The organism is Arcicella gelida, assembly GCF_034931025.1.
GTDB classification, from domain to species: domain Bacteria; phylum Bacteroidota; class Bacteroidia; order Cytophagales; family Spirosomataceae; genus Arcicella; species Arcicella gelida.
Map to the genome: position 1 here is coordinate 20,444 of NZ_JAYGIL010000017.1, position 25,414 is coordinate 45,857.

Annotated in this window: 18 protein-coding genes; 8 read left to right on the top strand and 10 right to left on the bottom strand. The window is 35.1% G+C overall.

Features of this window, described 5'->3' with window-relative positions; genetic code table 11:
* Nucleotides 1-140: 140 nt before the first annotated feature.
* Nucleotides 141-845 carry an MIP/aquaporin family protein gene (locus tag VB776_RS14360; protein ID WP_323697406.1) on the bottom strand — a complete coding sequence of 235 codons (705 nt, stop codon included), beginning with the start codon at nt 843-845 and terminating at the stop codon, nt 141-143.
* A gap of 225 nt (nt 846-1,070) precedes the next feature.
* Here VB776_RS14360 and ruvB point away from each other — a divergent pair, with 225 nt between their 5' ends.
* Nucleotides 1,071-2,096 (top strand): Holliday junction branch migration DNA helicase RuvB, encoded by a 1,026-nt coding sequence (gene ruvB / locus VB776_RS14365; RefSeq protein WP_184135932.1) that lies wholly within the window; start codon nt 1,071-1,073, stop codon nt 2,094-2,096.
* A 48-nt stretch (nt 2,097-2,144) separates the two neighbouring features.
* Here ruvB and trpC read toward each other — a convergent pair whose 3' ends face one another.
* From trpC to VB776_RS14385, 4 genes are all read right to left on the bottom strand, one after another.
* Nucleotides 2,145-2,939 (bottom strand): indole-3-glycerol phosphate synthase TrpC, encoded by a 795-nt coding sequence (gene trpC / locus VB776_RS14370; RefSeq protein ID WP_323697407.1) that lies wholly within the window; start codon nt 2,937-2,939, stop codon nt 2,145-2,147.
* Between the two features lie 16 nt (nt 2,940-2,955).
* On the bottom strand, nt 2,956-3,942 hold the full coding sequence (gene trpD / locus VB776_RS14375) for an anthranilate phosphoribosyltransferase (protein WP_323697408.1): 987 nt from the start codon (nt 3,940-3,942) through the stop codon (nt 2,956-2,958).
* Nucleotides 3,943-3,976: 34 nt separating this feature from the next.
* Entirely contained in the window at nt 3,977-4,543 is a 567-nt protein-coding gene (locus VB776_RS14380) for an anthranilate synthase component II (RefSeq protein ID WP_323258396.1), read from the bottom strand.
* 111 nt (nt 4,544-4,654) lie between these two features.
* The gene (locus VB776_RS14385; protein ID WP_323697409.1) at nt 4,655-6,079 is read right to left on the bottom strand and encodes an anthranilate synthase component I family protein; all 1,425 of its coding nucleotides are present in this window, start codon (nt 6,077-6,079) and stop codon (nt 4,655-4,657) included.
* Between the two features lie 830 nt (nt 6,080-6,909).
* Here VB776_RS14385 and VB776_RS14390 point away from each other — a divergent pair.
* A complete protein-coding gene (locus VB776_RS14390; protein WP_323697410.1) occupies nt 6,910-7,482 on the top strand; it encodes a hypothetical protein in 573 nt (190 codons plus the stop codon).
* 73 nt (nt 7,483-7,555) lie between these two features.
* Nucleotides 7,556-8,299: a class I SAM-dependent methyltransferase gene (locus VB776_RS14395; RefSeq protein ID WP_323697411.1), complete on the top strand. Its 744-nt coding sequence runs from the start codon at nt 7,556-7,558 to the stop codon at nt 8,297-8,299.
* A 112-nt stretch (nt 8,300-8,411) separates the two neighbouring features.
* Here the strand turns inward: VB776_RS14395 and VB776_RS14400 are convergent, their stop codons facing one another.
* Both VB776_RS14400 and VB776_RS14405 read right to left on the bottom strand, forming a co-directional pair.
* Nucleotides 8,412-10,202: a MutS-related protein gene (locus VB776_RS14400; RefSeq protein WP_323697412.1), complete on the bottom strand. Its 1,791-nt coding sequence runs from the start codon at nt 10,200-10,202 to the stop codon at nt 8,412-8,414.
* 36 nt (nt 10,203-10,238) lie between these two features.
* Nucleotides 10,239-10,901, bottom strand: a complete 663-nt coding sequence (locus tag VB776_RS14405; protein WP_323697413.1) for an oxidoreductase — start codon at nt 10,899-10,901, stop codon at nt 10,239-10,241.
* A gap of 56 nt (nt 10,902-10,957) precedes the next feature.
* Between VB776_RS14405 and VB776_RS14410 the strand changes: the two genes are divergently transcribed.
* From VB776_RS14410 to VB776_RS14420, 3 genes are all read left to right on the top strand, one after another.
* Nucleotides 10,958-14,953 carry an AAA domain-containing protein gene (locus tag VB776_RS14410; protein WP_323697414.1) on the top strand — a complete coding sequence of 1,332 codons (3,996 nt, stop codon included), beginning with the start codon at nt 10,958-10,960 and terminating at the stop codon, nt 14,951-14,953.
* 168 nt (nt 14,954-15,121) lie between these two features.
* On the top strand, nt 15,122-15,991 hold the full coding sequence (locus tag VB776_RS14415) for a UbiA family prenyltransferase (protein ID WP_323697415.1): 870 nt from the start codon (nt 15,122-15,124) through the stop codon (nt 15,989-15,991).
* Between the two features lie 75 nt (nt 15,992-16,066).
* A complete protein-coding gene (locus tag VB776_RS14420; RefSeq protein WP_323697416.1) occupies nt 16,067-17,443 on the top strand; it encodes an L-serine ammonia-lyase in 1,377 nt (458 codons plus the stop codon).
* A gap of 8 nt (nt 17,444-17,451) precedes the next feature.
* Here the strand turns inward: VB776_RS14420 and VB776_RS14425 are convergent, their stop codons facing one another.
* Nucleotides 17,452-18,141 (bottom strand): outer membrane beta-barrel protein, encoded by a 690-nt coding sequence (locus VB776_RS14425; protein WP_323697417.1) that lies wholly within the window; start codon nt 18,139-18,141, stop codon nt 17,452-17,454.
* Between the two features lie 74 nt (nt 18,142-18,215).
* Nucleotides 18,216-19,070 (bottom strand): hydroxymethylglutaryl-CoA lyase, encoded by an 855-nt coding sequence (locus VB776_RS14430; protein ID WP_323697418.1) that lies wholly within the window; start codon nt 19,068-19,070, stop codon nt 18,216-18,218.
* 603 nt (nt 19,071-19,673) lie between these two features.
* Between VB776_RS14430 and lon the strand changes: the two genes are divergently transcribed.
* Nucleotides 19,674-22,160, top strand: coding sequence for an endopeptidase La (gene lon, locus VB776_RS14435; protein WP_323697419.1), 2,487 nt, complete (start codon nt 19,674-19,676; stop codon nt 22,158-22,160).
* A gap of 53 nt (nt 22,161-22,213) precedes the next feature.
* Here the strand turns inward: lon and VB776_RS14440 are convergent, their stop codons facing one another.
* Nucleotides 22,214-24,202: an OmpA family protein gene (locus VB776_RS14440; protein ID WP_323697420.1), complete on the bottom strand. Its 1,989-nt coding sequence runs from the start codon at nt 24,200-24,202 to the stop codon at nt 22,214-22,216.
* A 524-nt stretch (nt 24,203-24,726) separates the two neighbouring features.
* Between VB776_RS14440 and VB776_RS14445 the strand changes: the two genes are divergently transcribed.
* Nucleotides 24,727-25,414: hypothetical protein (locus VB776_RS14445; RefSeq protein ID WP_407653834.1), on the top strand; the 688-nt coding region annotated here is incomplete at its 3' end.

Consider the following 25,414-nt stretch of genomic DNA (forward strand, 5'->3'; position numbering starts at 1 on the left):
AAAAGATAAAATTTTGATTTAGTTATCTACTAACTCATCAAGATTTTATCTTATTAAAACTGCTTCTAAATAATAAGGTATCTCAAATTTTTAAAATATCATTACAAAACTCAATATTATAAGGCAGTTATATTTTGATTTTATTGGATGGTATTTAAAACCAATGCTCCTAAAATTGCTCCTAAAATAGGACCAACGACAGGAACCCACGCATAAGACCAATCAGAAGTACCTTTGCCACTAATTGGTAAAATGAAATGAGCAATACGTGGACCTAAATCTCTCGCAGGATTAATAGCATAGCCCGTTGCTCCCCCCAAAGAAAGTCCAACAGACCAAACCAAAATGCCAACAACAAAAGGACCTAATCCAGTTTCAATACTCCCAAATGAACCTAATGCAATAATAGCAATTGCTGTGGCAAGTAATTCGGCAAGTACATTGGCAAAGGCATTTCTAATGGCAGGAGCAGTACTAAAACAAGCTAATTTTAGCCCTTTGTCTTCTGTAATTGCCCAATGGGGCAAATATTGCAACCATACTAACGTCCCTCCGAGTGCTGCTCCCAAAATTTGAGCAAGGATAAATCCCAAAGCATTAGACCAGTCTCCCGATTTTACAGCCTCAGCAATAGTAACTGCTGGGTTTAAATGTGCCGCTGGACTTCCAAATTTAGTAGAAACAAAAATACCCATCGTTACAGCGAAAGCCCAACCTGCAGTAATGACTATCCAACCACCATTTTCTCCTTTAGAGCCTTTTAATAATACCGTGGCAACAACGCCATTGCCTAAAAAAATTAATACTGCTGTGCCGACAAACTCGCCTAATAGCGCTGAATTCATAGTTGGTTAGATATTTAATAGTTTTTTATTGAGAAATAATTGTACAAATTAAAGCAAAATTTCTAAATATAATGTTGTAGAAATGTTAAAAGTGAAAGCCTTTTCAGAATGTTTTTATCAGACTAGAAAATGGCGTATTTTTGAACATTCAGAACGAGTTAAAAGAAAATTAACTGAAAGACGATTTGATAACAATTCCACATTTCAGTTAATTTTCATCAGAATATGAGAGAAGATTATTTAAAAGGAAATAAAGAAACGCTTTCTCCCGTAGAAAAGGAAATCGAAAGAGCACTCAGACCGCTCTCTTTCGATGATTTTGCTGGGCAAGATAAAGTATTAGAAAACTTACAAGTATTCGTAACGGCGGCAAGGTTGCGAGAGGAAGCTCTCGACCACGTCCTTTTGCATGGACCTCCGGGTTTAGGAAAAACTACACTATCGAATATTGTAGCCAATGAATTAAAGGCAAACATCAAAATTACGTCTGGACCAGTATTGGATAAACCTTCTGATTTAGCAGGTTTATTGACGAATTTACAGCCTTTTGATGTATTGTTTATTGATGAAATTCACCGATTGAACCCCATCGTTGAAGAGTATTTGTATTCTGCAATGGAGGATTATAAAATTGATATTTTGTTAGATTCTGGGCCAAATGCCCGAAGTGTACAAATTTCATTGAATCCATTTACATTGATTGGTGCAACTACTCGTGCAGGAATGCTGACTTCGCCTTTAAGAGCGAGATTTGGAATTAATTGTCGTTTGGAATATTATGATGCAAAATTATTGACAAGTATTGTAAAACGTTCAGCACAGATTTTGAACACTCCAATTGACGATGCAGGGGCTTTTGAAATTGCACGCAGAAGTAGAGGAACACCACGTATTGCAAATAACCTCTTGCGGAGAACTCGTGATTTTGCACAAGTAAAAGGAAAAGGAGTCATCACAATCGAAATTGCAGAAATGGCTTTATTGGCTTTGGATGTTGATCAAAATGGTTTAGATGAAATGGATATTCGTATTCTTACGACCATTGTAGAAAAATTCAAAGGTGGCCCAGTCGGTTTATCAACCATCGCAACAGCTTGTGGCGAAGAAGCAGAGACAATTGAAGAAGTATATGAACCATTCTTGATTCAAGAAGGATTTTTAAAGCGTACTTCTCGTGGACGAGAAGCCACAGAGCGTGCCTATGTTCATTTGGGAATTGTTCCAAAGTATCGAAATGGAGAGCTGTTTTAGCGTGAAAAATCCCTTGAACCGTCTGATTCAAGGGATTTTTATATGCTTTTACTTCCTCACCTCATCAATAAAGCTTTTCAAAGCCTCCGCAGGATTTTCAGTTTTCATAAAGGTTTCACCGATTAAAAAGCCTTTGTAGCCAACTGATTGTAATAATTTAATCGTTGATGCTTCTGAAATACAGCTTTCTGAAATCTTGATATATTCTGCTGGAATTTTCTCTGCTAATTCCAAAGAAGCATTTACATTTTGTTCTGCAAAGTTTTTCAGGTTACGGTTATTTACTCCCACCACATCAATGTACTGATTCAAGCTACGATTTAATTCTTCTTCGTCATGGATTTCTAGCAATGTTTCCATGCCTAATTCTTTCGTCAACTTACCTAAATCTTTGATACGTTGTGGTGTTAAATTAGCGGCAATTAATAAAATCACGTCTGCTCCCAAAGATTTCGCTTCGATGATTTGGTACTCATCAATCATAAAATCTTTACGAATCATCGGAATGGTTGGATTCGTGCGACGAGCCTTTAAAAAATCTTCACTTGAACCGCCAAAGAATTCAAAATCTGTTAATACTGAAAGGCAAGCCGCTCCAGCTTTTACATAACCTGATGTTACTTCTTCTACCGTAACATTTCCGTTAATGATTCCTTTCGAAGGCGATTTTCTTTTAAATTCAGAAATGATTCCCGAAGAAGCGGGATTCAGTAAACTTGTCTTTAATGAATTATTTGTTTTGGCGAAAAAGCCACTTTTCTCTAATTCTTGCACAGTAACTTGCTCTTTGCGTTGAGCTACTTCTTGTGCTTTATGAGCAATGATTTTATCTAAAATTGTCATTTTTCTCTAAATATTTTTACTGAATAAATTGCTTGAAACCCACTAATGCTTTTCCACTTTCTAAAGATTCTTTGGCTTTTAATACAGCATCTGGCAAAGTTAAAGTATGGTCTGCACAATATAAAGCTGTTGCAGCATTGGCTAAAACGGCTTGTGTTTGGGCTTGTGTTCCTTTATTTTCAAGAATATTGATTAATATTTTCGCTGATTCTTCAACCGTATTTCCTCCGTGTAAATCTTCTTGTTTACATCTTGTGAAACCTAATTGCTCGGGTGAGTACGTTTCTTCTCCTTTTACCGTAATCAATTTAAAATCAGAAGTAAGAGAAATTTCGTCATAGCCGTCTAAAGCGTACACTACGCCAAAATGTTTATACGATTTCTGCAATAGCTCACCATATAATTTCAATACATCAAGATTATAAACGCCAGTGATTTGCTTTTGCACCAAAGCAGGATTTAAGATTGGACCAAGCATATTGAAAAAGGTTTTCATACCTAATTCTTTACGGATTGGACCCACAAAACGCATCGCTGGATGAAATAATGGGGCGTGTAAAAAACAAATGCCCGAAGTTTCTATTTTCTGACGAAGATAGGCTGCATCATTGCTAAATTTCACACCTAAGTACTCCAATACTGTTGAAGAACCAACCGACGAAGACACGCCATGATTTCCATGTTTGGCTACTGCCTGACCAGCACCCGCTACCACAAAAGAAGCTGTCGTTGAAATATTGAAAGTATCTTTTCCGTCTCCACCTGTTCCGCAAACATCCATTGGATCGTAGGCGGAAAGGTCTATCGTTAAGGCTAATTCTAACATGGCATCTCTGAAACCTGCCAACTCTTCTGTTGTGATAGGCTTCATCATGTAGGTTGTTAGAAATGCCGCAATATGACTATTGTTGGCTTCGCCTCTGGCAATGATTCCCAAGGCTGCTTGGGCTTCTTCTTGCGTGAGGGCATTACCTTCTGTTCTTTTTTGTAAGTATTTTTTCATCTTTCGTGTTCGGTAAGTAGCGTTTTTGTTTTTACTAGATTTTCACCCAGTTTTCTACCATTTTCACACCGTACTCTGTTAAATACGCTTCTGGGTGAAACTGAACACCTCTTACATCATATTTACTATGTGCTTCTGCCATTACATAACCTTGTTCGTCGAGGGCAGTTACTTTCAATTCTGCGGGCATGGTATCTTTTACGACCGTCCATGAATGATAACGACAAACATTTACTTCATTTGGCACTCCTTGGAAAAGTACTTCTGTTGGGTCAGTAATGATACATTTGGTTGTTACGCCATGCAGTACATCGCCCATGTTGTGTAGTTTTGCTCCGAAGGCTTCACCAATGGCTTGATGACCAAGACATACGCCAAAAATAGATTTCGTAGGGGCATATTCACGAATCACATCTAATAAAATGCCTGCTTCTTCGGGAATTCCCGGGCCGGGCGAAAGTAAGATTTTATCATACTTGCCTACGGCTTCTAATGAAATTTTATCGTTGCGGAATACATCCACTTCATTGCCTAAATCTTTTAAGATATAGACTAAATTATACACGAATGAATCGTAATTATCAAGGACTAATATTTTCATGGTTGTATCGAGCTGTCAGCTTTAAGCAATGAGCCTTGAGCTTTATTAATCATTTATATTTTAATTTGACAGAATGTTGATAATCTTCAGCTCAAAGCTGATAGCTATCTGCTAAATGCTTTCTGCCATCTCCAAAGCTTTTCTCAAAGCCCCTAATTTCAATTTGATTTCTTGCATTTCGTTTTCAATCACCGATTTGGCTACTACGCCCATGCCTGCTTGGTAATAAAGCGTATTGTTTTTACTCATAAAAGTACGAATGGCAATGGCATGATTGAAGTTTCCGACAAAATCCATGTAGCCAATCGCTCCGCCGTAAATATGACGATTTACGTTTTCTAATCGGTTAATGATACTCATCGCATTATGTTTTGGTGAACCCGAAAGTGTGCCAGCAGGGAAAGTATCAGCCACCAATTGTAGTGGATTCGTTCCTGCCGTCATTTTTCCAGTTACTTTAGAAACCAAGTGAATCACGTGTGAATAAAACTGTACTTCTTTAAAAGTTTCAACTTTTACCACATCCGAACTTCTTGATAAATCATTTCTGGCTAAGTCAACCAACATGACGTGTTCAGCAGATTCTTTGGGGTCGGCTAATAATTGACGAGCCAATTCTGCATCTTTTTCGTCATCGCCTGTTCTTCTGAAAGTTCCTGCAATAGGGTGAATTTCAGCCATTCCATTCTTAATCCCTATTTGTTTTTCGGGTGAAGCTCCAAAAATTCTATATTTTTCATAATCGAAATAGAACATATAAGGCGATGGATTGATAGAACGCAAGGCACGATATACTTGGAAATCGTCGCCTTCAAAAGTACGACTAAAACGACGAGAAGGTACAATCTGGAAAACATCACCACGCAAACAATGTTTGATACATTCCTGAATAATCACACGCATTTCATCATCCGTATAATTGGTCGTTTCTTCGCCCGTCAATTTGAATGATTTTGTTGCATAATGTGGCATATCCAACAACATTTCAAGCACTTCTAAACCTTTTACTTGGTCTGCCTCTTTCTCTTTTTCACCATTATATTGATGCTCGTACAAATACAATTCATCTTTGAAATGATTGATGGCTATCACATAACGATATACATGATAAATGATGGATGGCATTTCTGTATTTCCGTTTTTCTCCTGAATTTCAATGTCTTCAAAATATTCAACGGCATCATAAGCGATATGACCAAACATTCCATTTGCCATTGGTGCGTAATCAGGCTGACGTTCCCACTCAAAGCGTTTGGCAAAATCCATCAAAGCTTTTACGGCATCTTTGCGATTTGCCAGTGTAAAAGTTTCTGTACTTCCATCTGGGAAAGTCTGTGTTACAACGTCATTATCAATGACGATACTTGCCACAGGGTCGCAGGCGATATGGCTATAGCCATGTTCTTTTCCGTGATAATCGGCACTTTCTAGGATAACCGAATTTTTGAATTTATTACGCAATTTCAGAAAGATTCCAACGGGCGTAATGGTATCTGCTAAACGTTTCTTCTGGGTTGTTTTTACTGAAAAAGTCATGCTTATTTTTAGTGATTTTAAAGAGCAAAGAAAAAGGCTTACTGGTTGAACAGTAAGCCTCTTCGTGAAGAAATATATCTTTATCGAAAATACATTATAACGCTGTTCAACGGACGCTTGTCAGTTGCCACCACCATGCTGTATTTTTGAAATTGTTTGTCATTGTCTGATTTTTATTTGCACAAACTTAGTATTAAAAAATTAGATTCAAAAAATATTGCATAAAAATTTCCAGAAAGGCATTTTTTGCAAGCTTAATGAAGGTAATTACTTCCCTCCAAGTTGAAAAACCACAATATCTTTTTTAACTAATCAATTCCAACAAGAAATAACAGAGAAATACATGTATCTAATCATTTTCAACAAGAAATAACATAGAAACACTTGTATCTAATCGTTTTCAATAAGAAATAGTACAGAAACACTTGTATCTAATCATTTTCAATAAGAAATAGAAGAGAAACACTTGTATCTAATCATTTTCAGCAAGAAATAACATAGAAACACATGTATTTAATCATTTTCAATAAGAAATAGCAGAGAAACACTTGTATCTAATCATTTTCAACGTGAAATAAAAGAGAAACACTTGTATCTAATCATTTTCGAAGTGAAATAACATAGAAACAAAATGATTCACTTTAAAACAATTTGAAGGAAACAATCTCTTAGGCATTTGTTGACTGCCACATACATTTTTAGAAAAGAGTTTTATGATTTTTGGGGGAATTGAGTGAAATTGTAGTACTTATTTAAGGTATGTTTTAAACAGTACATCAGTATTAGAGAAAGTCTCATGTTACAGTCTATATAAAATCATAAAATTCCAGATGGGTTTAAAAATAAGTACAATCGCCGCAATACCAGAAAATGTAAATAGGAGCTATTATTTGTACATTTTGGATTATTACAATTGGGATGAACCAATTAGCAATACATTGCGAAATAGTTTTGATAAATTAGCAAAATTTGCTGCTGACAATGATTCTGTAGCTATTCAAGGTATTCCGGAAAGTCACTTTTATTCTGAGTTAATGTCTTGGGAATCAGTTAATGGTATTGACCCAAAAGAATTACTCCCAGCTTTGATGATTACAACAATTCACCCAAAGTATTTTTTAGAAGGTCATAATAATCAATCTTACAGGAAAAAGATTCCAGAAGACAAATTAGTTTTTGTTGAAATTGGAAAAGTTTGTAACACGCCACAAGATGTTTTGAAGCTCATCGAAAAAGTGTTTCAGGATATAAAGGACAAAAAAGAAATAAAAGATTTTAAAATAAAAAAGGAGTTAAAAGGAGGTATTGGCAAAATATTAAATGACACAATAATACTAGAACCTAATATTGCTGGAATTGGAGTAAATATTAACAACATATTCAAATTCCTTTCCAAAAAATAAAGTATTACAACTTCTAGTTGTAAACTCTTCTACGACCAAAAAGTGTTACGCTCAAACCCAAATAATAAACATCATGCCCAAAGATAATTTCTCAACACAAGCAGCACTTTATGCTAAATTTCGTCCTAAATATCCTGCTGAATTATATGATTTCTTACTCTCAAAAGTAACAAACTTTGATAATGCTTGGGATTGTGCCACGGGTAATGGACAAGTAGCTTCGCATTTATCAACAATATTTCAAGAAGTTTTTGCGACAGATATTTCGCAAAAGCAGTTAGATAATGCTCATCAGGCAGATAATATTCATTATTCAATTGCTCAGGCTGAGCAGACAGAATTTCCAGCAAATACTTTTGATTTGATTACTGTCGGACAAGCCATTCATTGGTTTGACTTTGAGCGTTTTTTTGCAGAAGTACATCGTGTTGCTAAGCCAGAAGCCATTTTTGCAGCTTGGGGTTATGGTACTTTGACAATAGATAATGAAAAAGCCAATGCGATGTTTCAAAATTTTTATCAAGAACAAATTGGTGAGTATTGGGATGCTGAACGTAGATTTATTGATGAGGAATACCAGGGTATTCCTTTCCCTTTTGAAATGATAGAAAGTCCCAAGTTTGCGATGAATTATCAGTGGACACTCTCAGAATTAGAAGGTTACTTGAATACTTGGTCGAGTGTGCAGAAGTATATCAAAATTCACCATGAAAATCCTGTAGATGGCTTTATCGAAAGTTTAAAAGCTATCTATAAAAGTTCAGATATTTTCATGGTGAATTTTCCTGTTTTTATGAAGATTGGAATTGTAAAATAATATTTTTCAATTTTACTCTTTTACTCATGACTTGGAGTCATGCCATGAGTAAATTTCAGTTTGAAATACTAATTACCAACCACTATTTATTAATTACTATTTAAGAAGTAGATTACATCTCAATCCCAATCCTCTTCATCAATTCGCTCGCATTAAAACTATGGCAAACGCCTTTGCGGAGTTTATAATCGAATACTAAATCATCATTGATTACTTCTGATGAAAAGCTATAGTTTTTTACAAAGTCTTGTTCGTCAAATTCATCTCCCAATTCTACGTCGTGTGTAGAAATAAAACCAGAAGCTGAGGTTTTGTGTAATTGCAACATCAAAGCTCTTGCTCCTTCATGGCGGTCTTTTGAGTTTGTTCCTTTCAGAATTTCATCTAAAAAGTACAGTATTGACGCTTTGTTTTGCTCGCCTGCTCCTACTTCATCAATCAATTGCTTCAAACGTTTTAGTTCAGCATAAAAAGATGAAGTACCTTCTTCCAAAGAATCATTGCTTCGCATGCTGGTAAATACTTGCAAAGCCGAGCATTCAAAACTTTCCGCACAAACAACGCCGCCCGTCAACGCCAATACGACATTAATAGCAACTGTTCTTTGGAAAGTACTTTTGCCCGACATATTCGAACCCGTAATGATAATGGTTTTTCCTCCGCCAATCAGTTCAATATCGTTTGAAACTCTTTTATTATGGCGAATCATCGGGTGTCCCAAAGCTTTTGCTTTTAACAATACTCCTCCAGCAACAATATTAGGTTGAATAAAAGTAGGATTGGCAAAACGATAACCCGCCAAACTATTCAAGGTTTCAAATTCGGCAATGACGGCCAACCAAGTAGGCAAATTCTCACGATGATTAGCTTTCCAATTTTCTAATTTGATAAAGTATTGAATATCCCACAGAGTTGGAATACCCACTACAAAAGCAAAAAAAGGATTCGTTCTATTCGCCATTTTATTCAGAATATCTTCTAAAGAAAGAATGGCGGGACTAGCCTCTGCAATTTTACTTTTTAAAGTTTGGAGTTTTTCTTCTTGAAAATCTTCACTGACAATCAGTTCAGCTAAGGCAGAATATGCTTTCATCGCACCAGCAATGCGATTGGTTTGATCGAGTGCAACGGTTACTTCATTAAATATTTGTTTTAAAATCAAACCATGAATTCCCATCAAAACCAACACGATATAGATAGGCACAAAACCCAAAATCCAAGCCAATATCAGAGGAATGGTGATATATGGCAAAAAGCGAGCAATTTGAAATAAAGGTTGTTGGATTTTTTGATTGGCTGGAGCATCGTTCCAAGCCAATAATTGATGAGTTGGTTCGGATACTTCATCAATCAACATGGCGGAAGCTTCTAAATTTTGTCGCCAATCTATTTTCTCCGATAATTCTTGAATGGCTTTTTGTCGATTGGCAATTTCAGTCGTTTCCGCTGGATGCAACAGCCAATTTGCCAGCATTTTCGCCCCACCAAAAGTATGGGTTCGATTCAGTAATTTATAAAGCGATTGTTTCCCGAAAATATCTAAATCGCTTGCATAAAAATGATTATCTTCTGCAAATACTTCACCCGTTTCTGTACGAGTAAAACGGTTTTCTGCACGTTGAATTTCATCTTCGTTCAACGTACTTAAAATTCTGTTTTTATCTCTTAAATACTTTATTTTTAAATGTTTAGTGACAGAAAACAAAAACAAGGCGATGCCAATAATAAGTACTAAAAGCGTATAAGCAAAATCATAAAATTCGTAGCAGAAGTATCCAATCGCAGCAACAGCCACAAACAAAATAGCCCTAAAAACAGCCCATTGATTATATTGTTTTTGGAATTGCTCAGCAAGGTTTTGGAAATGTATTTTTCGAGATTGAAAGGTTTCTAGGGGTGTCATAAACGGTATTTTTTCAACAAAGATAGGGAAAGGGCTTTAAACATTATCAAAGCTTAGTAATGCTTGCAACTCATCCGATTCAAAGAAATGTACGCCTTTCAAGCCTTTATCAGCTAATACTTGCATCGCTTTGGCGATTTGTGCGGCTTCAATTCCTCTGTATTTTTTCAAACTTCCTACCAAAAGTGGTGAAATTACTTTGGCTAAAACAATCCCTATTTTCTCGCCAAAACGAAATTCTTGTCTGTTGCCCAAAATAAAAGATGGTCGAACACTGATGAAGTTTTCAAAACCTAAAGCTTTTATTTTCTGTTCTAAATCTCCTTTTGTTCTCAAGTAAAAACTATTTGAATTCGCATCCGAGCCAATAGATGAAACCAAAATATACTGTTTTACACCATTGGTTTTGGCAATTTTTCCAAATTCATAAGGATAAGTACAATCAATTTTATATTGTGCTTCTTTAGAACCTGCTTTTCGCAAAGTTGTTCCCATCGCACAAAACAAATCGTCGCCAACTATTTTTGTAACATCAGGTTTATCGAAATCGACGCTTTCTTGTCGCAATTTTGGATGTTGAATATCCAAAGGTTTACGAAGCAACAACGTTACTTTCGAATAATCGGGGTTATCAAGTATTTGTTTGACCAATGTACTGCCTACCAAGCCAGTAGCACCGATGATTATAGCTGTTTTCATATTAATTTCCAGATTTTCGTGTAAATTTGAATAAATCTGTTCATCTAATAAGCATCGTGGAAGAAAATACTTTACATTCTATCCTGAAATCATATCAAAAAAGACTTACTAACCTGAGTACTAGGAATAAGTCTTTGCTACTTTCATCAGCAACTGAGCAGTTTTTAGATGTTCACGAACTTGATTTTCTTCAAAATACTCCTTCTTTTCAGCTTATTGAGCAGTTAATTGCTCAAAAAAATACGATTACGCTTTGCGAAAAACATGATCCACGTTTTGAAAAAGTAAACGAAATCAGCAAGAAACTGCGTAAGATTTCAAGACATGAAAAACTGATTGAAGAAGAGCGTGGTTCGGAAGATTTATACATTGGTTATCCGATTGTAAAAGGTAAATTTTCAGATGGAACGGTGGTTCGTTGTCCTTTACTTTTTTTTCCTGTTCATCTTGATTGCATGTTGCTTCCTCAGAAAAATGCTGGAACGGATGAATCTTTGAGCGAAATCTGGCAAATAAAACAAAGAGACGAAGTTATTTTCAATAGAAGTTTTTTGCTGGCGTATTCTTACTTCAACGAGATTCAAATCTCAGATGATTTTTTAGATAATTCCTTGGAAGATTTCTCAAAAAATGCACTTGAATTCAGAACGCAATTGTACGAGTATTTGAAAAACTCTCCTTTAAAAATCAATTTCAATCAAGATAATTTCACGAATCAATTAACGCATTTTGAAAAGATTGCTAAAACGACTTTAGAAAGTACCGAACGTAACGGTGAACTGACTTTATTTCCACAAGCGGTTTTAGGAATTTTTCCACAAGCTGGTTCTTTTTTAGTGCCAGATTATCAATTTTTGATTGATACTTTAGCCAAAAATGAAAACAAAACGGTTGAACATCTTTTCCCAAGTGATTTTGAAGAAGCAATTCAGATTAGAGAAGAACAATTATTAACGCCATTTGAAATTGATATTTCTCAGGAAAAAGCTTTGCGAGAAGTAAAGGCTGGACAATCGTTAGTCGTTCAAGGTCCTCCGGGAACGGGAAAATCTCAATTAATCTGTAATCTCGTTGCCGATTTTACGGCACGTGGCAAAAAAGTTTTGGTGGTTTGTCAGAAGCGAGCAGCTTTGGATGTTGTGCAGGAACGTCTCGCAAAAGTTGGGATGCGTGCTTTTGTTGGTAATGTGCATGACTTTAAAAATGACAGAAAAGCTCTTTATGAACAAATTTTGCATCAGATTGAACAAGTAGATGCTTATCAAAAGCAAAATCAAAGTTTGGATGCCATTTTTATTGAAAGAAATTTCAGCCAGCAGAGTAAACAAATTGATAAAACTTCTGAAGAGTTACAGACTTTTAAAGACGCTTTATTTGCCGTAAACGAATGCGGAATTTCTATCAAAGAATTGTATTTGACAAGCTCTGCAAACGATACTTTTGTAGATTTAGAGGCGTATTATAAATATTTCAACTTTACAGAAATCAAAGATTTTGTTGAGAAATTTAAGTTGTACTTCGCTTATCAAGAAAAGTTGGGAAAGAATGACGCAAGTCTTTTTTGGCAAAATCGTCTTTCGTTTCAACATCGCCAATCAATAGATATTTCACTGATTGCCAAAACTATTAAAGAGTTGACGCTTTTCGTTCAAGAACTAGAACATCAATCTCAAAAAATACTGGATAAAAAGCTGTCTTTAGATTCCCTCCAGAAGATTTCACTTGAAAAAATAAAGCTACAAAACCTGTTAAATAGTCTTTCAACAGACAAAGTATATCAACTTCTCACAAGAAATTTGTCACAAAAAATCAAGACAAATACAAGTAAAATCTCTAGTTTAGAAGCAGAAGTTGCTCAATTTTTTGCGGGACAAGGCATAGAAATTACTCTACCAAGTGCAGATTTATTGACGTTTTCTGGAAAAATAAGTAAAGCCATCAATGCCAAAACCAATACTTTTGAAAGCATTTATTGGTCGCTATTTTCAAAAGAGAAAAAAGAAATTCAGCAACTTGCCATAGCCAACGGATTAAGTATTGGGCCAGATGATTTAAAAAAACTACAAGAAAGAATTCAACACAGAATTGGTTTAGAAAAATGGTGGAAAGAATCGGCTTATTTATTTGGGGATGGATTTTCAAAAAATGCAGCAAGTAACGAAGACGTTATTTGGCTCAGAAAAGGCTATCGTTGGTTTGAACGTCATTTTCAAATGTTGTATCAAGTAGCCAAAGCAGAAACGATTTTTAGAAGTATCAAAAATGTTCCGCTGAATGAATGGACGAGTTTTTCTTGGTCAGATTTTCAGCAAAAAGTAAAATTTCTAATTGAAAAATCAACACAATTAGAAGAACAACAAGTGCTTTGGAACGTAAATTTATCAGCGATTCAAATCAATGAATTAGCCAATTTACAACACGGAACGTTGGTGATAAAATACTTGCAAGAACATTTTGATGATATGCAAGAATTTGACGCTTTGAAAGCCGAGTGCAGTCACACAGAATTAGCGGTTATTCATTTATTTATTGACGAGAAAAATCCACTTGATAGTTTTTTAAACAGTTTAAAACTAGCTTGGATTAAAGATATTGAAACAAAAAATCCGATTTTAAGAGGAGTAAGTTCTTTGAAAATTAGTCAATTAGAACATCAATTACAAGAAGCTGTACACCAAAAACAGCAGTTGAGTAAAGAAATTTTATTGCTAAAATTACGCACACTCAGCTATCAGAATTTAGAAAAAAATCGTTTGCAAAATGTGGTTACTTATCGAGATTTAAAACATCAAGTAGCCAAAAAAAGGAAATTATGGGCTGTTAGGCGATTAATTGCGGCTTATTCAGATGAAATTTTCAGATTAGTTCCTTGTTGGTTGGCTTCGCCCGAAACGGTTTCGGCCATTTTTCCGATGGAAACTGAAAAACCATTTTTCGATTTAATCATTTTTGATGAAGCCTCACAATGTTTCGCTGAACAAGGAATTCCAGCACTTTTCAGAGGTAAGCAAGTCGTGATTGCAGGCGATTCAAAACAATTACAACCGAATGATTTGTACAGGTTAAAATTTGAAAATGAGAACGATGATTCGCCAGCTTTAGAAATTGATTCTTTGTTAGATTTGGCTTGTCAGTACTTGCCACAAACGCAGTTGCGTGGGCATTATCGTAGTCGTTCGTTGGATTTAATTGATTTTTCAAATGAGTACTTCTATAATAATACGCTTCAGCTTTTGCCAGATTTTCATGAAATCAACAAAGCAGAACCTGCGATTCGATACTTAAAAGTAAATGGTATTTGGGAAAATAACAGTAATCTTGAAGAAGCAGAAACGATTATTAATTTGGTTGAAAATCTCAAAAATGATTTCTCTCAAAAATCAATCGGCATTGTTACTTTTAATTTCAAACAACAAGGTTTAATTCAGGATTTATTAGAAACAAAGGCTTTTACTTTAAATAATTCAGGAAGTGAAATTGCTCCCATTTTTGTAAAAAATATCGAAAATGTGCAGGGAGATGAACGAGACATTATCATTTTTTCAATAGCTTATGCACCTGACCAAAACGGGAAAATGAGTATGCAATTTGGTTCGCTGAATCAGCAAGGGGGCGAAAATCGTTTAAATGTGGCGATTACTCGTGCCAAAGAAAAAATATTGATTGTCAGCAGCATTTTGCCACATCAATTAAATGTTGGCGATACGCTAAACGAAGGACCAAAATTATTGAAAAGCTATTTAGAATATGCTTTGTCGGTATCGGAAGGAAATTATAAGCCCAAACCATTTTCTTCAACCAATTATCAAGCAGATTGGTTATTGAAAGAACAAATTGCAAAGTACAATCAGCAAAATGTAAAAGAATTGCCATTTGCTGATATTACAGTAAAAACTGGAGAAAAATACGAATCACTTATCTTGACCGACGATGATTTGTATTATGAACATATTTCTCCAAAAGAGACTTTTGCCTACATTCCAGCAGGATTAAAAGCCAAAGGCTGGACTTTTGAGCGAATTTATAGCCGTAATTTCTGGAAAAATACTTGATGATTTTGGATTTGGGATTTCTGATTTCGGAGTAATTATAAAATATAAAAACTGTAGCGTCAACTCTCGCAGTTGCCGAAGAGAATCAAGGAGTTTACAGATTATGTTTAGCTAGAATTTTAAAAATCACTCATTCACTAACTCGCTTAATCCCTCAATAATCGAAGTATGAAAAATATTCTTTTGCATCTCAGGATTCCTTTTTCTTTTTTCCTAATGCCTGTTTATTGGTTTGCTTTAAGCCAAACAAATCAAACAGATACAACAATCAGTATTGGTGTTTTTATCCTTTTGCATTTACTGATTTATCCTGCCTCAAACGCTTACAACAGTTATTATGATAAAGATGAAGGTTCAATTGGTGGTTTAGAAAATCCTCCGCCTGTCAGCAAAGAACTTTTTTATGTAGCTTGGGCATTAGATATTTTGGCGATAATCATTGCTTACTTTCTTGCTGGTTGGATTTTAGCTTTGGCTTTGTTCATTTACAGCAGCGTTTCAAAGGCTTATTCTAACGATAAAATCAGACTCAAAAAATATCCTATTCTAAGCTGGATTACAGTCGGTATTTTTCAGGGAGCTTTTACTTATTTAACCGTCATTCAAGCAGTTGACAATGTTTTGTTAAGTGATTTAATGCAAGAAAAATACTTGTTTCCTACTGTGTTAAGTAGCTTTAATTTATTAGGATTTTACCCGATGACACAAATTTATCAACACGAAGAAGATGCCAAACGAGGCGATTTAACCATGAGTAGATTATTAGGAATCAGAGGTACTTTTTTATTCACTGCGGGTATTTTTCTACTGGTTACTATTGGTTTTTTCTTCTTTTTTCAGGAAAAGGAAATCTTTAATTTCTCTGCTTTTATTGTTTATCTGATTGTAATGTCTCCAGTCTTAATTTTCTTCAATGTTTGGTTTTTGAAAGTATTAAAAAATGAACAATTAGCTGATTACAAACACACGATGCAACTTAACTTTTTGGGTTCTATTTGTTTGAATGTTTTTTTCGTGTTACTTTTTCTGAGCAAGTAACCTAGTTGATGAATAAGTATCAGGATTATTAAAAAGATGTATATTTAGCCTCTAAATACAATACTCAACAAACTTATGTCTTCTCAAGCTATTACTACTTCCATTTTTGATTTATTCAAGGTTGGTCCTGGGCCATCAAGTTCGCATACAATTGGTCCGATGAAAGCATCTTTCGATTTCCTGAAAGAAATCAACCTTTTATCAGCACCAGCAACTTCTCAAAACCTTAGTATTGAAATCCATTTATACGGCTCGTTAAGTGCAACAGGCAAAGGACATGGCACAGACAGAGCCATCGTTGCGGGATTGATGGGCTGGAAACCAGATACTTGTGACCCTATAAAATTTCTGAAAATTCTCAAAAATACTGCTGAAAAATATCCAGTCAAATTCCATGAATATATTATTGAAGTAAATGCAGATAATTTTTTCTTTCACAAAGGAAAATACGATTCTCCTCATGCCAATACGATGGTGTTAAAATTGAAAGATGAAGAGCAATTAATACTTGAGCATGAATATTATTCCATCGGTGGCGGATTTATTTACCGAAAAGGAGAAAAACAAAATACTAAAAGTACTGCAATACTTCCTTTCCCATACACCAGTATGAAGGAATTAAAAGCACATTTGAGTCGTGAAAAAATTACTTTAACAGAACTCATGTTGGCAAATGAAATGGCTTTGACGGGTACTTCAAAAAAGGAAATCGAATATAAGATTGATACCATTTTAGATTTCATGCACAAAGCAGTAAAACGTGGTTTGAAGGATAATAGAGTATTGCCTGGCACGATTAAATTACGTAGAAAAGCACCTTTACTTTATCAAAGAGCTAAAAACTTGGCGATTACGAGCGATAGTTTTTTGATTTTTTTAAATGCTTATTGTCTGGCAGCTTCTGAAGAAAATGCGGCTGGAAACATTGTAGTTACCGCTCCAACTTCGGGTGCATCGGGTGTAATTCCGGGCATTACTTATTTGATTAAAAATCATTTTCATTATGCTCCATCCTTAATGCGAGATGGCATGTGGGCGGCGGCGGCAGTTGGTTTTTTGGTAAAACATAATGCGAGTATTTCAGGTGCAGAAATGGGTTGTATGGGAGAAATCGGTTCGGCATCAGCAATGGCTGCTGCGATGTTGACTTACTGTGCAACAAAAGATATTAATGCGATGGAATCGGCTGCTGAAATTGGTATTGAACACCATTTGGGCATGACTTGCGACCCAATCGGGGGTTATGTTCAGATTCCGTGTATCGAACGCAATGCGATGGGTGCAGTAAAATCTTATAATGCTTTTTTACTAGCAACTTCTGGCGATAGTTCTTTACAGAAAATTTCTCTAGACAGCGTCATTAAAGTAATGAAAGCTACTGGAAAAGATATGTCTAAAAAATACAAAGAAACTTCAGAAGCTGGTTTGGCTCTGAGTGCTACGGAATGTTAGGATATAAATTAAAACTTATATCCTACAGCCCATTCAAAGCCACCAATATCATTTATTTTTGGTCCATCAACATAATCTTTCAAACCATTATCAAAAGGGTCATTTGGTTGAAACTTATCATAAAAATACAAATCTTGTCGCTCTTGCTTAGAAAAGCCTTTGTAATATCTCAATTCAAAATTCAACGGAATTTTCTTTAAGCCATATACTAATCCCAGATTTATTCCATAATCAATTTTTGAGGTGCCAAGTGAAGAGCTGTCAAATTCTTTTGCTTTATCCCTCAACCAGTCACTATCCCATGTCCCACTCTTTAAAAAAAGCGATCTTTTTAGTGAATAACCAATATAAGATCCCGCTTTTAACGAAAAACCAGTATTCTGGTTATTGTTTTTGTTAAGATGAAGCTTCAAATGTACTGGCAATTCAACAAAGGAATTAACTATTCCTTCATCTCCATAAGCTAAAGTAGCACCTATAGAATTTAAATACGATACATTAACAATGTGTCCTCTTACAGTTCTATTTAATTCAGTACTTAATGATAATTTGTTTGTTAGTGGTACTTCATACGACAAACCGATGTTGGGTAAACTAATAATTTGGTCAGAAAAACTCAAGCCAATTCTCGCACCAAATTTTTGAGAAAAAGATAATGTACTTTGTAAAAGTAGTAAGATGAATAGAAGCTTTTTCATAGAATTTTATGTGTTAAATGTTTTAGAAATAATAATATGTACAACGTACTTATTACAAGTAAATTGAAAAATTTCTATATAAAAACACGCCTACTTTCTTGAACAGCTTTTCTGAAAGCAGATAAATTTAGTCCTAAATCAATTTGTTTACTTTCGAAAAACTCAATCAAATTTTGAGTGTTGATATTACCGACTAATTCATCTTCCGCCATTGGACAACCGCCAAATCCTCCGATGGCACCATCAAAACGAGTGCAACCAGCCTCATAAGCCGCTTGGATTTTGGGTAACCAAGCATCGGCACGGGCATGAAAATGTCCGCCAAATTCAATATTCGGATAAGTTGGAATTAAAGTATTAAAGATTGAAGTAATAATTTCAGCATTTGCCAAGCCAACAGTATCTGAAAGAGCAATAATTTTAATGCCAAGATTAGCCATCTTTTCCGCCCAATTCGCTACAATTTCACCATCATAAGCATCTTGATATGGATTTCCAAAAGCCATTGAAAAATATACTACCAATGCTTTATTATTCTTCAAACAAAGTGCTTGAATGGCTTCTACTGTTTTAAAAGCTTCTTCAACAGAAATATTCGTGTTGCGTTGTTGAAAAGTTTCTGAAATAGAAAATGGGAAACCTAAGTATTTGATTTTTTCGAAAGTAACCGCCTTTTCTGCTCCACGTAAATTTGCGATGATAGCCAGTAATTTCGTCTGAGAATTACTTTCTTCCAAAGCACGATACACTAATTCTGTATCTGCCATTTGAGGAATGGCTTTTGGCGAAACAAAACTGCCGAAATCAAGCGTATCAAAACCGACTTCTAATAATTGCTTGAGGTAAGTAATCTTTTGTTCAGTCGGAATTTGCCTTTCCCAGCCTTGCATGGCATCTCGTGGGCATTCTACCAGTTTAATGTTTTTCATATTTTAAGGTTCATTATTGAATGGACAACAATGATTTTAGATTGTTTTTTGAAGTACCGAATTGACATTAAACATAGCTTTTTTCTGATGAAAAACAAAAATCCCGACCATTGCTGAATCGGGACTTTGTAAAAGTGGTCAGGTAATTATTTTAAATGAATGGAATCCCAAACATTTCAAAATCATCTTCTATCTTAAATAGTACAAGATGTTCAACATAAAACCAAACTTTATGGGTGAATTAAAATAATCAATATGAGATTTTAAATGAATGTTTTTTGTTTAAACCATAACGAAAGGATTTTGGCTTTAGTCTTTTAACATACTTTTTTAACAAAACTGAGTAAAAAACCGTTGTAAATCCTATTAAACGCATGCCAATATGTCAATTGGCATAAGGTTTGACCGTTTAATAAATGAAATTTGTTTGTATAATTTTTAAGTGTAATTTTATAACTTCTGTCATTGTGGCAGAACATTTCATTTGAATTTGGAAATAGTCGTTACTAAATTTCAAACTATTCTCCACTTAAATTAAATCGTGTTTAGCCAGTTTAGCTACATCATCACATTACATATTTCCAAATTTGCATAATACATAATATGAGTCTAGATAAAAACTTTTTAAATAACCTTAAGCTTGCCGAAATTTCTGATTTCGATGGCATTGAATTAATTCCTCTTGGTTCAGAAGGAGTTGATGATGAAAAACTTGGAAAACTTACTGACGAATTACCAATATTACCTATTCGAAATGTTATTTTATTCCCTGGAATGGTAATTCCAATTACTGTTGGAAGACAAAAATCTGTTCGTCTGGTAAAAAAAGCATACAAAGGCAATAGAACAATTGGCGTAATTACCCAAGCCAATCCGAATAAAGAAGAACCCGTAGGGGAAGATTTATACAAAGTTGGAACGGTAGCACATATCATCAAAATGATTGTTTTACCGGGAGGAAACACTACGATTATTGTTCAAGGACGTAAGCGTTTTGAGGTAGATACTTATATCAAAACAGAGCCAAACTTGATTGCGAAAGTAAAATATTTAGAAGATAATTTACCTTCAAAACTCAATAAGGAAAACAAAGCCTTGATTCAATCTTTGCGAGAAATGGCTACAAGAATTTTATTCTTGAATCCCGAAATTCCTCGTGAAGCACAGATTGCTTTAGACAATATTGAATCACCAAACTTTCTGATTCACTTCCTTTCTGCCAATGTCAATGCTGAACTAGCCGAAAAGCAACAATTGCTAGAAACAATTAATGGACTTGAGCAGGCTAGAAAATTACTTGAATTGATGATGACCGATATTGATTTATTGGAAATCAAGCGTGAAATTCAAAGTAAAGCAAGTAGTGATATAGACCAGCAGCAGCGTGATTATTATTTGCGTCAGCAAATTAAAGTTTTACAAGAAGAATTGGGCGTTGATAGTCCAGAAGCTGAACTTGATAAAATTAGGGCAAAAGGAGCAAATAAAAAATGGAGTAAGGAAGTCGGTGACCATTTCCAAAAAGAATTAGCCAAATTACAACGCACCAATTCGATGTCGGCAGAATATCCGATGTTGATGAATTACGTTGAATTATTGGTTGATTTACCTTGGAACGAAATCACAAAAGACAATTTTGACCTTAAGAAAGCTCAAAAAGTACTTGATTCAGACCATTTCGGACTGGAAAAAGTAAAAGAAAGAATCATAGAATACTTAGCCGTATTAAAAATGAAGGGCAATATGAAAGCCCCAATTTTATGTTTATACGGCCCTCCGGGTGTTGGAAAAACCTCTTTGGGTAAATCTGTAGCCAAAGCTTTAGGTAGAAAATATGTAAGAATGGCGTTGGGCGGTTTGCATGATGAATCTGAAATCAGAGGACATCGTAAAACCTACATCGGTGCTATGCCTGGGAAATTAATCCAAAATATTAAAAAGGCAGGTTCTGCAAATCCTGTTTTTATTTTAGATGAGATTGATAAAGTAGGCTCAGACCACCGTGGCGATCCTTCTTCGGCTTTGTTAGAAGTACTTGACCCAGAGCAAAACAATGCGTTCATGGATAATTACTTAGAAATTGAATATGATCTTTCTAAAGTATTATTCATCGCTACGGCAAACTCTTTGGATAGTATTCATCCAGCACTTCGTGACCGTATGGAAATCATTGACATCAGTGGTTACACGATGGAGGAAAAAGTACAAATTGCCAAAAAACACCTTGTTCCAAAACAAAAAGAAGAACATGGTCTAGAAAATAAAACCTTGAGTATTACGGATGCTGCTTTACAAAAATTAATTGAAGGCTACACTCGTGAATCTGGCGTTAGAAAACTAGAACAACAAGTAGGTAAATTGATTCGAAAAGTAACGAAATCAATTGCCATGCAAGAAGAATATCCAAAGGTGATTAAACCTGAGGAGGTTGTGAAGTTATTAGGACAAGAGTATTTCGATAAAGATTTATACGAAACAAACGATACAGCTGGCGTAGTAACAGGTTTAGCTTGGACTCCTGTTGGTGGCGATATTTTATTCATTGAATCAATCTTGAATCGTGGAAAAGGTGGCGTTACTTTATCGGGTCAGTTAGGCGATGTAATGAAAGAATCAGCAATGGCTGCACTTTCATACTTGAGAGCTCATGCTGATGAATATGGTATTGATTATAGAATTTTTGATAATTATAACCTTCATATTCACGTTCCAGCAGGTGCAGTTCCTAAAGATGGACCATCGGCAGGGATTACGATGACAACGTCTATCGCCTCGGCTTTAACACAGCGTAAAGTAAAGCCTAATTTGGCTATGACTGGAGAAGTAACCTTACGTGGTAAAGTATTGCCAGTTGGCGGTATCAAAGAAAAGATTTTAGCTGCTAAACGTGCAGGAATTCAAGAGATTATTTTATGTCATAAAAACAGAAAAGACATCGAAGAAATCACACCGTCTTATATTTCAGACCTTACTTTCCATTTTGTGGATATGGTTGATGAAGTACTAAAGATTGCTTTGATGGAAGAAAAAGTTTCAAAGCCAATCAATTTTATTTTTCCAGAAGATAAGCGAGAAGTAATTTTAAATTAGTCATAAAAAAAGCGGAAGATTTAGGTCTTCCGCTTTTTTGTTGCTTTCATCTATTACTTCACCGAAAGTACTTTAAACTCTGTTCTACGATTTAGCTGATGTTCTTCTTCAGTACAATTTACACCGTCGGCACATTTGTTTACTAATTGGCTTTCTCCATAACCTTTAGCTACAATTCTGGCAGAAGAAATTCCTTTTGATATAATATAAGCAACTGCCGCATCGGCTCTTCTTTGCGATAATTTAGCATTATACTCTGTCGTCGCTCTTGAATCGGTGTGTGAACCTAATTCTAGCCTAATGGTTGGATTATCATTTAAAATCTGAACAATTTTATCCAATTCTGGTGAGGCGTCACTTCTAATATCCGCCTTATCTAAATCATAATAAATCGGGGCAATTTGGAAGATTTTTGTAATTTCTTTCCCAACTTCTGGTTTATCTAATTTAATACTTGCATAAAAAGTAGTATCAGTTTCCGCTTTTGTAAGAAGCTCTAATGGTACTGATTTCCCAAGCATCGTAAATGGCTCACGTTTGGTAAAGTAGCCATTTTTTTCAGTGACAATTGTATAAGATTTATCTTCTTCCATTTTCACTTTGCCAAAAGTACCTTCTGATTTTGTATAAATCTCCTCAATAGCTTGGTTCGTTGAATTATCAATAATGGCTACTTTTACTTCATCCAATGGCTGATTGTTCATATCGGTAATACTTCCTGCCAAGAAATAACGAATAATTTTCTTTTTAGGCGTTTCTTTAGCAATTACTGGTACATCGTACTTTTTATCAGGCTGTGTATTTTCGAAATAATAAATATCGTCATCTCCTTTTCCTGAATCACGATTTGAGGCGAAATATCCTTTGGTAGAATCTATGGCAACCAAACCAAAATCATCAAAACGAGAATTTAATGGAATGCCTAAATGTTCTACTGAAATTTCTCCATTTTTACGAGTTGCCACGAATAAATCTAAACCTCCTAAACCTGCGTGACCATCCGAAGAAAAATATAATTTTCCATCTGCTGAAACATAAGGGAACATTTCATCACCAGCAGTATTAATATCTGCTCCTAAATTAATAGCTCTACCAAATCTGCCCGCATTGTCAATATTGGCACGATACAAATCAATTCCCCCTTTTCCACCAGCACGATTCGACCCAAAATAGAGTGTTTTATTATCAGCAGAAAAAGATGGGCAACCATCCCAAGCCAATGAATCTGAGACTGAAATTATTTCTGGTTCTGTCCAAACGCCATCAATATTTCTTGAAATGTATAAATCTACGTCAGGAGATTCATCAGAACGTTTTCCCGCATTTCCTCTGGCAAAAACCATCATTTTACCATCTTTAGAAAATGTTGGCGTCCCTTCATTTGCATTATTTTTGAAGATTGTCGTGCTGAAAAGCGAAGGATTTCCTAGTTCTGTAGGACTGTTCAGCGAAGCTCTGTATAAACCTAAGTAAGGCAAACCGTTACTTTTATAGATAATATCTTTGCGTGAAGCCGTAAAAATCAAATCGTTTCCTTGAATAATCGGAGCGAATTCAGCACCAGTAGAATTGATATTCAAAGGTTTTAATTCGATGTACGTTTTTTTATTGGCTAAAGCTTCTACTTCCTCTAATTGGTCTATTTCTGCTTGAGCCTTACTTTTGAATAATTTACTTGGTACGCCTGAAAGATACTTTTCTAAATTTTGAGCAGCTTCTTGGTACTTCCCTTGCATTTTTTGCGTGGTTGCCAAATGATAACGCAAATCATTTTCTCTGCTTCCCGCAGCCAATGCTTTTTCATAAAATTCGCCTGCTAAAATGCTACGATTCGATAATCGAAACGACTCGGCAAGTAAATAATTTGTTTTAGCCAATTCATAATTTGCTGCAGATGCCTTTTTTAATTCTTTAATGGCTAATTCGTATTCACCATTGTCAAATTTTTTCTGACCTTTTTTAAACGATTGAAGTGCTGAATTACAACTATTCAACAAGATTATCGCTGAGAAAAGAGCTATAAGTTGACGAAATTTTTGCATAGTTTTCTTTAAGAGAATTGATTTGATTAATCTGAGTAAGCTAAAATTATCTTTTCACAAACCTTCAAAAGGAGTAAAATTTACTCAGAATACGGTAAATATAACCAATTTATAAACGAGTTTTGGCCTAAAATGATTGTACTTAATAGATTTTAATTTAGCCTTAAAATTCAAACAATTCTAAATTGATAAAATAGACCGTTTTTAGGATGCTATTTTACTTCATTTCGAGAAGCTTTAAGCTAGTAAAATCAGACATATCAAATCAAGAAAAAAATATTTGAAAATTTGTACTTTAATAAGTATTTAAAGTTTAAAATATATTGTACCTTTGCGAGCCTTTTGGCAAAAGTTGATTTTTAAGTTTCTGAAAGTGAATAACTTATTTTTAATTATTCGATAATTTATTTCAGGATTCAGCCATTTAAAAATTTTATTTTACAGCAGTGATGTTGCAATATTTTAACTAAGACATCTGCGATTTAGAAACAGATAATTTTCTAAAATCGTTGATAAAATTAACAATGAGAAAGCGAATCGAAAAAGAAGATTTGGGCTTCGAAAGAAGACAACAAACTCGTGAAAGAAAAGACGAGTTAAGTCGTGAATTAGGACGTGATGTTCCTGCAAGAAAGACTTACGGAGGCGAGAGACCTCAAGGTGAAAGAAGAGAATTTAACTCAGGTGAACGTCGTGACTTCAAACCACAAGGCGAAAGAAGAGAATTCAACTCGGAACGTCGTGATTTTAAACCACAAGGCGAAAGAAGAGAATTTAATTCAGGTGAACGTCGTGAATTTAAACCACAAGGCGAAAGAAGAGAATTCAACTCAGGCGAGCGTCGTGATTTCAAACCACAAGGCGAAAGAAGAGAATTCAACTCGGAACGTCGTGACTTCAAGCCACAAGGCGAAAGAAGAGAATTTAATTCAGGTGAACGTCGTGAATTTAAACCACAAGGCGAAAGAAGAGAATTCAACTCAGGCGAACGTCGTGATTTCAAACCACAAGGCGAAAGAAGAGAATTTAATTCAGGCGAACGTCGTGACTTCAAACCACAAGGTGAAAGAAGAGAATTCAATTCGGGCGAACGTCGTGATTTCAAACCACAAGGTGAAAGACGAGAATTCAACTCGGAACGTCGTGAATTTAAACCACAAGGCGAAAGAAGAGAATTTAATTCAGGCGAACGTCGTGACTTTAAACCACAAG

What these genes read in the sequence shown, in the direction of transcription:
- VB776_RS14360 (WP_323697406.1), bottom strand. Translation starts at nt 845, where the DNA reads ATGAATTCAGCGCTATTAGGCGAGTTTGTCGGCACAGCAGTATTAATT.
- ruvB (WP_184135932.1), top strand. Translation starts at nt 1,071, where the DNA reads ATGAGAGAAGATTATTTAAAAGGAAATAAAGAAACGCTTTCTCCCGTA.
- trpC (WP_323697407.1), bottom strand. Translation starts at nt 2,939, where the DNA reads ATGACAATTTTAGATAAAATCATTGCTCATAAAGCACAAGAAGTAGCT.
- trpD (WP_323697408.1), bottom strand. Translation starts at nt 3,942, where the DNA reads ATGAAAAAATACTTACAAAAAAGAACAGAAGGTAATGCCCTCACGCAA.
- VB776_RS14380 (WP_323258396.1), bottom strand. Translation starts at nt 4,543, where the DNA reads ATGAAAATATTAGTCCTTGATAATTACGATTCATTCGTGTATAATTTA.
- VB776_RS14385 (WP_323697409.1), bottom strand. Translation starts at nt 6,079, where the DNA reads ATGACTTTTTCAGTAAAAACAACCCAGAAGAAACGTTTAGCAGATACC.
- VB776_RS14390 (WP_323697410.1), top strand. Translation starts at nt 6,910, where the DNA reads ATGGGTTTAAAAATAAGTACAATCGCCGCAATACCAGAAAATGTAAAT.
- VB776_RS14395 (WP_323697411.1), top strand. Translation starts at nt 7,556, where the DNA reads ATGCCCAAAGATAATTTCTCAACACAAGCAGCACTTTATGCTAAATTT.
- VB776_RS14400 (WP_323697412.1), bottom strand. Translation starts at nt 10,202, where the DNA reads ATGACACCCCTAGAAACCTTTCAATCTCGAAAAATACATTTCCAAAAC.
- VB776_RS14405 (WP_323697413.1), bottom strand. Translation starts at nt 10,901, where the DNA reads ATGAAAACAGCTATAATCATCGGTGCTACTGGCTTGGTAGGCAGTACA.
- VB776_RS14415 (WP_323697415.1), top strand. Translation starts at nt 15,122, where the DNA reads ATGAAAAATATTCTTTTGCATCTCAGGATTCCTTTTTCTTTTTTCCTA.
- VB776_RS14420 (WP_323697416.1), top strand. Translation starts at nt 16,067, where the DNA reads ATGTCTTCTCAAGCTATTACTACTTCCATTTTTGATTTATTCAAGGTT.
- VB776_RS14425 (WP_323697417.1), bottom strand. Translation starts at nt 18,141, where the DNA reads ATGAAAAAGCTTCTATTCATCTTACTACTTTTACAAAGTACATTATCT.
- VB776_RS14430 (WP_323697418.1), bottom strand. Translation starts at nt 19,070, where the DNA reads ATGAAAAACATTAAACTGGTAGAATGCCCACGAGATGCCATGCAAGGC.
- lon (WP_323697419.1), top strand. Translation starts at nt 19,674, where the DNA reads ATGAGTCTAGATAAAAACTTTTTAAATAACCTTAAGCTTGCCGAAATT.
- VB776_RS14440 (WP_323697420.1), bottom strand. Translation starts at nt 24,202, where the DNA reads ATGCAAAAATTTCGTCAACTTATAGCTCTTTTCTCAGCGATAATCTTG.